The sequence below is a fragment of the Spirosoma sp. genome (assembly GCF_048594605.1).
In the GTDB taxonomy this organism is placed as follows: Bacteria; Bacteroidota; Bacteroidia; order Cytophagales; family Spirosomataceae; genus Spirosoma.
Genome location: NZ_JBMDWV010000096.1, coordinates 1 through 2,658, shown reverse-complemented (window position 1 = coordinate 2,658; position 2,658 = coordinate 1). Strand labels below are relative to the sequence as shown.

Here is a 2,658-nt window from a genome sequence, read left to right as displayed (position 1 = left end):
GCCGATTTCAATGGTATCAACCACCTGGCCAAATCGTATCGGGATGCCTACGTCTACGACGGTCAGTTCTCAACCGTCCGAAAGAAACTGTTTGGTCGTAAATCCGAAACCAATCCGGGATATCAGTTTATCGTTTTCTCCCAAAATCATGATCAGATAGGCAACCGGAAACTGGGAGAGCGTTCCAGTCAGCTCTATAGCTTTGAGATGCAAAAGTTGCTGGCGGGCGCGGTATTGGTCAGTCCTTATATTCCTCTGCTGTTCATGGGCGAAGAATGGGGAGAAACGACTCCTTTTCAATATTTTGTGAGCCATTCGAAGCCCGAACTCGTGGAGGCCGTGCGCAAGGGTAGACAGGAGGAATTTGCTGATTTTCATGATGGTGCCGAGGTGCCCGACCCGCTAAGCGAAGAAACCTTTCAGCGTTCCTGTTTACAGTGGAACCTACTGGAACAGGAGCCGCATCGAACTCTACTACGTTATTATCAGACATTAATCACCCTACGCAAACAGCATCCCGCCCTACGCCACCTCAATCGGCAGAATCTGAACGTAGTGATTCAGGAAGATCAGAAAACGATGGTCATTCATCGCTGGCATGACGATCAGCAGGTGCTTTGTCTAATGAATTTTACCGACCAGGCCCAATCTGTTCCCATACCTGTTTTGGAAAAAGGCTGGCGAAAAATGCTCGACTCCGCTGATCCTCAATGGAAGGGTCCCGGTGCTTCTGCGGATTTTCCACATGAAGCCAATTCTGTGATTGTGCAGCCTGAATCGTTGCTCATTTACTCCTTGAACTGTGAGTAAGCCGATTGTTTTTGAGCACCTGAATGAGCGCGCAAAACCTGCTCAAAACGGGATATTCAAGACACTACGTATCGATCATATCCATGGCTTGCACGATCTCTGTCTTCGGGAATGGACGGAGCATATAATCGATGCTAACCTCAAAACAGACTCATTTTATAAAACCTTGCTATGTTAAAAATAGGCTATCACGCATCTCACGAGCAATTCAAACCCAGTACCTTACTGACTTATATACAACGGGCCCAGCAGGCAGGTTTTATAGCGGGCTCTTCGTCCGATCATTTCCATCCCTGGAGCAACCGCCAGGGCGAAAGCGGCTTCGCCTGGTCGTGGCTGGGGGCGGCCCTGCAGGCTACTACGCTGAGTTTCGGCGTAGTAAATGCCCCCGGCCAGCGCTATCATCCCGCCGTCATTGCTCAGGCAGCCGCTACCTTGGCCGAAATGTTTCCTGAACGTTTCTGGATGGCCGTTGGCACCGGGCAATTTCTCAATGAACACATCACGGGCGAGAAATGGCCCACCAAGGCCGATCGTAACGCCCGATTGGCCGAATCCGTCGAAATTATACGGGCATTGTGGAAGGGCGAAACTGTTTCGCATAAGGGATTAGTAACGGTCGAAGAGGCCAAGCTTTACACTCGTCCAGACGTGGCACCCTTACTGTTTGGCGCAGCCGTGACGAGCAAAACCGCCGAATGGGTCGGCGGCTGGGCGGATGGCCTGCTAACCATTTCACAACCAAAGGAGCAATTACAGGAAGTTGTCGGTGCTTTTCGGCGCGGGGGCGGGGAAGGCAAACCTATGTATCTGAAAGTACAGCTGTCCTACGCCAGCACGGATGAAGCTGCCCGCCAGGGTGCTTACGATCAATGGCGTTCGAATATATTCCCAAACGCTATGCTCACTGAACTGCGAATGCCCGAGCAATTCGACATGGCTGGCCAACTGGTCAATCTGCAGGAGGTCGATAAAATGGTACATATCTCGTCTGATCCGGGGCAGCATGCGGCCTGGTTGCAGCAGTACGTCGACATGGGCTTCGACCAACTGACGCTGCATAATGTCAACCTGGAACACGAACGCTTTATCGACGATTTTGGTCAGCACGTATTGCCTGCAATCCGGGTAGCCTGAACCATTTCCTTATTAGATGGGCCTTTGCATTAACCAGTGTCAACTTTATACGGAAGCCCCGGTTTCCCTTGTGTAGACGATTAATACTCAAATTAGTAGAACGATTATGGAAAATCAGCAACCTCAGGAGACAACCCTGGATCAAACAGATTATGACTCAACGGAATTTGATTCAGCAACCACCAACGACGAAGCAGCCGCCATGGAGTCGGGCGTAGAGGTAGACGATGATGAGTAGTAGGAGGGCTGTCGGTTTACGTCCAGCCAGAGACGAATCAATTTGTCTCTGGCTGGACAGTTTAATCGCCAATTCCCATCACGGCGGCATCATATTCATCCGTCCGCTCGCCATCTCCTGATAGCCCTCCGGCCGAGCCACCGGCACCCAGAATCGTGGTATCTTCTTCGTTCAATCTGTCCTCGTCTTCCACCGCGCGCGTTACGTTCCGGGCCGCAATCGCCTGGTCATTGTCACTCAGGGCAGCCGTACCTTGTTGCACATCGATGGTATGTTCCTCGGCAGCCGCTTCCTCGCCTGAATGGGCATTGGTCAGTTTATTTGTCTGATCTGGGCGATCATATTTACTACGTGAATCCATGGTGATTATCATGTTTGAATGTACATTCTGTAACCTCAGTTACGACGAGAAGGTAGAGTTACGAGTCTGAAAGTGAGGATCTGCGTCTTTACCGATAAACGCTGCGACTCCG

Annotated in this window: 5 protein-coding genes; 4 read left to right on the top strand and 1 reads right to left on the bottom strand. The window is 51.0% G+C overall.

Translation table 11 applies throughout. From position 1 onward, the window contains the following. From ACOJS8_RS05380 to ACOJS8_RS05365, 4 genes are all read left to right on the top strand, one after another. Window positions 1-810: DUF3459 domain-containing protein (locus ACOJS8_RS05380; RefSeq protein ID WP_420147507.1), on the top strand; the 810-nt coding region annotated here is incomplete at its 5' end. Next, window positions 803-988, top strand: a complete 186-nt coding sequence (locus ACOJS8_RS05375; protein ID WP_420147506.1) for a hypothetical protein — start codon at window positions 803-805, stop codon at window positions 986-988. The genes ACOJS8_RS05380 and ACOJS8_RS05375, both read left to right, overlap by 8 nt. Then, window positions 982-1,947 carry a TIGR03885 family FMN-dependent LLM class oxidoreductase gene (locus ACOJS8_RS05370; protein ID WP_420147505.1) on the top strand — a complete coding sequence of 322 codons (966 nt, stop codon included), beginning with the start codon at window positions 982-984 and terminating at the stop codon, window positions 1,945-1,947. Before ACOJS8_RS05375 ends, ACOJS8_RS05370 begins: the two co-directional genes overlap by 7 nt. A gap of 106 nt (window positions 1,948-2,053) precedes the next feature. Next, a complete protein-coding gene (locus ACOJS8_RS05365) occupies window positions 2,054-2,185 on the top strand; it encodes a hypothetical protein (RefSeq protein ID WP_420147504.1) in 132 nt (43 codons plus the stop codon). Between the two features lie 61 nt (window positions 2,186-2,246). Here the strand turns inward: ACOJS8_RS05365 and ACOJS8_RS05360 are convergent, their stop codons facing one another. Continuing rightward, window positions 2,247-2,546 (bottom strand): hypothetical protein, encoded by a 300-nt coding sequence (locus tag ACOJS8_RS05360; RefSeq protein ID WP_420147503.1) that lies wholly within the window; start codon window positions 2,544-2,546, stop codon window positions 2,247-2,249. Between the last annotated feature and the right edge of the window lie 112 nt (window positions 2,547-2,658).

Excerpts from the sequence above, each read along its gene's own strand:
- ACOJS8_RS05360 (WP_420147503.1), bottom strand. The coding sequence starts at position 2,546 with ATGGATTCACGTAGTAAATATGATCGCCCAGATCAGACAAATAAACTG.
- ACOJS8_RS05365 (WP_420147504.1), top strand. The coding sequence starts at position 2,054 with ATGGAAAATCAGCAACCTCAGGAGACAACCCTGGATCAAACAGATTAT.
- ACOJS8_RS05370 (WP_420147505.1), top strand. The coding sequence starts at position 982 with ATGTTAAAAATAGGCTATCACGCATCTCACGAGCAATTCAAACCCAGT.